General features: G+C 61.6%; 5 protein-coding genes. All 5 read right to left on the bottom strand.

Annotation, left to right across the window (positions count from 1 at the left end; all coding sequences use genetic code 11):
• Positions 1-405: 405 nt before the first annotated feature.
• Positions 406-720 carry a type I-E CRISPR-associated endoribonuclease Cas2e gene (cas2e, locus tag WDA27_14745; GenBank protein MFA5892182.1) on the bottom strand — a complete coding sequence of 105 codons (315 nt, stop codon included), beginning with the start codon at positions 718-720 and terminating at the stop codon, positions 406-408.
• A complete protein-coding gene (cas1e, locus tag WDA27_14740; protein MFA5892181.1) occupies positions 701-1,612 on the bottom strand; it encodes a type I-E CRISPR-associated endonuclease Cas1e in 912 nt (303 codons plus the stop codon). The genes cas2e and cas1e overlap by 20 nt, the downstream gene beginning before the upstream one ends.
• Positions 1,613-1,678: 66 nt before the next feature.
• Positions 1,679-2,353, bottom strand: a complete 675-nt coding sequence (gene cas6e, locus WDA27_14735) for a type I-E CRISPR-associated protein Cas6/Cse3/CasE (protein ID MFA5892180.1) — start codon at positions 2,351-2,353, stop codon at positions 1,679-1,681.
• Positions 2,340-3,035, bottom strand: a complete 696-nt coding sequence (gene cas5e / locus WDA27_14730) for a type I-E CRISPR-associated protein Cas5/CasD (GenBank protein ID MFA5892179.1) — start codon at positions 3,033-3,035, stop codon at positions 2,340-2,342. The genes cas6e and cas5e overlap by 14 nt, the downstream gene beginning before the upstream one ends.
• Before the next feature lie 4 nt (positions 3,036-3,039).
• Positions 3,040-4,200, bottom strand: a complete 1,161-nt coding sequence (cas7e, locus tag WDA27_14725; GenBank protein MFA5892178.1) for a type I-E CRISPR-associated protein Cas7/Cse4/CasC — start codon at positions 4,198-4,200, stop codon at positions 3,040-3,042.
• Positions 4,201-4,375: the final 175 nt, after the last annotated feature.

Raw genomic sequence — 4,375 nt, 5'->3', positions numbered from 1 at the left:
GCTCCTGGTGTCGGTCCATCCCCGCGCACGCGGGGAACGCGACGTTTGACCAGTCCAAGTTTCCGCGGGAGGCGGTCCATCCCCGCGCACGCGGGGAACGCGGCCCCCTACCCTACCCTACCGGGGGAGTTACCGGTCCATCCCCGCGCACGCGGGGAACGCGGGATAGTCGTACGCGACGACGTGACGGGAAAAGGTCCATCCCCGCGCACGCGGGGAACGCGAGACGGGCACGTACACGTACGCCTCAGGCGTCGGTCCATCCCCGCGCACGCGGGGAACGCACTTGACCCGTCTCGAATTGCTGGACGCCTCGGCTAGTTGCGGCGGCTTGACAAGTTGGTGAGCCTTTGCGTCGGTGGCACCTCGCGTCGTCTCATGAGTACGTCCTGAGCAGTTGACGATTCAGAAAGAGCTTGCGGAATCCTCTGCAACCGGGGACTCGGCCGCGAGGAAGGAGACAAGTTTCATCCCGTCAACGTCCTTGGGAATCCTCCGGTTCAGGCCAAGCGTCTCGAAGTCGAACCCTGCTTCCGTCGGCGATTGCCACATGATGACGGCGTTGCCGTCGCCGATGCCTTTCACGACTTGGTTCCAGAGAACGTGCCGTGCGCGTTCTGAGTAGTCGCCGACGTACACGCCGGCGCGGACCTCGATGAGCCACACGGCGAGGCGGCCCCGCAGGCTCGGTGGCACGTTCTCAACCACGATCACGGTCATCATCGAACGGGTTCTCCTCCTGGAACGCGGGACCCACGACGCCAACTCCCGGCGTCGTCTTGGGGAGGCCGCCGGCTTCGAGCACTTCCTCTATCAGGGGGATGATCTGTTCGAGGAGCCGCGTCTGGCGGAACGCGTCACGGCAGGCTTGGCGGACGGCGCGCTCGGGATTGGGTGGGTTCGTGGCCGCGACGCGGAACGCCGCGGGGACGACGGTCTCGAACTTCACGAGGTCCGCGATATCATAGACGAATGACAATGGCTTCCCCGTGTGGACAAACCCGATCGCGGGCGCGTAGCCCGCCGCGAGGACGGCGGCTTCCGTGACGCCGTACAAGGCGGCCGTCGCCGCGCTGAGGCAGCGATTGGGTACGTCGGCGGTTTCCCACGCACGCGGGTCATAGCGCCGACCGACCCATGGGATCCCGTGTTTCTGCGCGAGGATCTCGTAGGTGCGCTTCACTCGGGCGCCTTCGATGCCGCGGAGTTGCTCGATACTCCTGCGCTCCGGCGGCTCCTCGCCGAATCGCACGGCGTACATCTTGCGCACGACCTTCAGTCGAGCGCTATCATCGAGTGCCAGCCTTGCTTGGTAGAGGAGACGATCCGAGCGCGCGCCGCCGGGTGAGCCGGCGGAGTACAACCGTACGGCGGCTTCGCCGACCCAGACGAGGAGACAGCCCACGTTCGAGGCAAGTGCGACCGCCGCATGGGAAACGCGCGTTCCTGGTTCGAGCATCAAGCAAGCGAGGCCGCCTACCGGGATCTGCATGCGCACTCCGGCCGCATCCACGAGGACGAACGCGCCGTCCAGAACGTCGAGTTGGCCGCGCTCGACGAACAAAAGGGACGCTCGGTCGTTGATCGGGATGGGCCGGAGTCGCGGAAGCACGTCAGCACCGCCGGACCATGAGGAGTCCGAAGCCGAAGCACTTCGACGAGCCCGGTGCTGCTTCTCTCATGTTATCAGTGCCACCGACAAGAGCCCAAGACCCATGACCTTGCCGTGGCCGATGCCGGATTGCAGCGCAGCCCTGAATTTGTCCGCATCCGTGACCGTTAGAATCCCGTCGTACAGCACCGAATAGACCCGAATCCCATTGCCTGCATGCTGCTTCCCTCGGAGCATCTGCTCCTGAGAAATCCGTACATCGATACGCTCCTGCGGCGATGCCGAGAGATCGAAGGATGCGAGTTGTGGAAGGGAAAAACCGTGCTGCCCCCCTTTTCGTTCAAGCCATTGTTCTTGCTCTTCTATCCGCAGCAATCCCAGACGCTTGCCGTTGCGCGTCACGCAAGGGTTGGCGCGCAGCCTGAAGCGAAAGCGCTGCTCGGCCTTGAGCGAATCGAGCTTGAGCCGGTCCTTCAGGTCGATGGCCGGTTCAGTCTTTGCCAACCATCCCTCTACGCCGATACCCGCCCAGTCCGGAATCGTCCTGCTTTGCACAAGAATACGTGGACACCCAGTTGAATCGGTTTCCGGCTCAAGTCTCCACAAGATTTCACCTTCAGGGCACTTCGTATCCGGTTCGCAGAAGGCCCGGCAAAGCGTTGAGTGAAGCTGATAGGGATCGGACAAGTCGCGTCGCGCTTCTCGGCAGCGTGGGTCGAGATGGACCCTATGCAAAAGCATGTGCCACCTCTTCAGGGAAGGGGATCCACTCCGAGCGCACGAACCGTGCCCCGAAGCGCCGTTCGGCAAACGACGAAAGCGGTTGGTCCATCTTGAGCACACCCGACTCGTCCTCGGACTCAAAGGAAATCAAGAGCTTCTCGGGAAGATCCTCCCATCTCCGCCGTGAGCCGATCCATGGCCACCGCGCCAAGACGTCTCGTAGCGGAGCATCCTGCACGCCATTCTCCATCCAGATCGACTCGGAAGGCACGTAGGACTTGCGTCCCAAGGCCAGAGACCAGACGGGATCGCGCAGGGCGGCGTGAATCCGTTCCATCAAGGAGCGATTCTTGCCTTCGAGACCCACGAGAAAGGCCGCATCGGCGAGGTAGAAGCGTTCGGAAACGACACCATCCTTGGACTGGGTTCCATCGGCCTTGACAATGGTGTCCGTTACCGCGCATCCCGCTGTCTGGTAGTCCTTCTTAGGCACTCCCGGCCGGTCGTGGCGCACGCCCATGGACAGGCAAGTGAGCGGCTGCAAATCGGCCCAGTTTTCACGGCCGATCCCCAGCGCGGCGGCCAAGAGCCCGATAACTCCGGACTTGCTTGGCTCCTTGCCGGTATCGCGTTGGTCAAAACGACTGGTGGTTCCCCACGACTGCATTGGGCCCACAAGGCGAAGTAACAGGGTTGGCATGGTTTTACTCCTGGGCGGCGGTTAGACTCTTCTCCAAGAGATCCTCCAGTGAGGCGACAGCCGCCCCGTATCCAACCAGTTTGGCCCCGGTAAGATTGAGAACGAATGTTTTCTCGTCACCACCGAAGGCGGCCTGTAGCACCTGAGCCTTTCTTGCAAGTTCCTCTGCGGACTTCCTCGTCAGGGACTCTCCCTTTTTCGCGAACACCGCTGTCTCAAAGGCATTCGCTAAGTTGCGGGGTGCGCTGTTGCGGCGCACCGTAACAGCCACGAACTCCGGCGGATTGTGCGCCGCGAAGGTGTTCTGTTTTCCGGTGGGTTCAGCCACCACGAACCCTTCAAGGAATGCCCGCAGCCCTTTGGCAGCCAGGTCCACATCATCCTGAAGATTCTTCACAAGCTTCTGCCAGTCAACCACAGCATAGCGGTAGAAGCAGGCCGAATTGAACTCTACCGTGCCCATCATGTCGGCACCGGCGGTATCCTCGGGCTTGAGATCGTCCACAGCGGTGTAGAAATCGAATTCCCGCTCGACGGCATGTGTCGAGATGGCGTGGGCCACTTGGCACGCGGCGTGCTGGTTATTCTCAGGCATATCGGCGAGCATACGTCCGAAGAGCGCCACATCCAGGGCCTTGCCCCCGTTGAAGACTTTGTCGAGAGCTTTCTTCAACTCGGGGTCCGCACCCTGAGCGGCCTGCTTCTTGGCCTTACTGGTCTTTTTCCCTTCGGCTGGGCCAGTCACGGACGCAGTGATGGAATCCCATTTCTCGTCGATGATCATAGCCATGTTAGCGACTTCTCGCCGCCCGAGAAACAGGAGATACTCGCTCTTCCCGCCCTCCTTTACCGAGAGAGCCATGGCGGCCATTGCCAGACGCGCTTTCTCGGACGCTTCGGCCTCGACACGCCCTTTTGCCACCAAGGATTTGGTTAGGGCCTCCAAGATGCGTTTGGTGCGGTCGGCAACGTCATCCCATGCGAGAGCGTTTTGCTCTACCAGTCCCCGGAAGTACTGACGCACTGCCCGCTTGAGGCACTGGCTGGACACGCGTGCACGGCGGATACCGCCGAACTGGGCATCTTTGGGGGCTCCCGTATCGTCGCGGTTCAGGTTCGACGGAGCAAAGTTCTGCAGGGCGTGGATCTCGATGAGGGTCTTCATTGGTCTGTGTCTCCGTGGGCAGTTGGTTCCTTTTCCGTTTCGGCATCCATGTCCCGGTAGGTAACTGGTCACCTTTCTGGCACGCTCGGGCGGCGCTAGCATAGGTCGCACCGGCAACGCCTCGACGCAAACCGAAAACTCTAGGTCAAGTTCAGCTATCATTCCTTTGTGCCTC

It is taken from the genome of Actinomycetota bacterium (assembly GCA_041658565.1).
Lineage (GTDB): Bacteria > Actinomycetota > AC-67 > AC-67 > AC-67 > JBAZZY01.
Note: the sequence above shows the minus strand (reverse complement) of the source record. Positions and strands in the feature narration are given on the sequence as shown.

Excerpts from the sequence above, each read along its gene's own strand:
- cas2e (MFA5892182.1), bottom strand. The coding sequence starts at position 720 with ATGACCGTGATCGTGGTTGAGAACGTGCCACCGAGCCTGCGGGGCCGC.
- cas6e (MFA5892180.1), bottom strand. The coding sequence starts at position 2,353 with ATGCTTTTGCATAGGGTCCATCTCGACCCACGCTGCCGAGAAGCGCGA.
- cas5e (MFA5892179.1), bottom strand. The coding sequence starts at position 3,035 with ATGCCAACCCTGTTACTTCGCCTTGTGGGCCCAATGCAGTCGTGGGGA.
- cas7e (MFA5892178.1), bottom strand. The coding sequence starts at position 4,200 with ATGAAGACCCTCATCGAGATCCACGCCCTGCAGAACTTTGCTCCGTCG.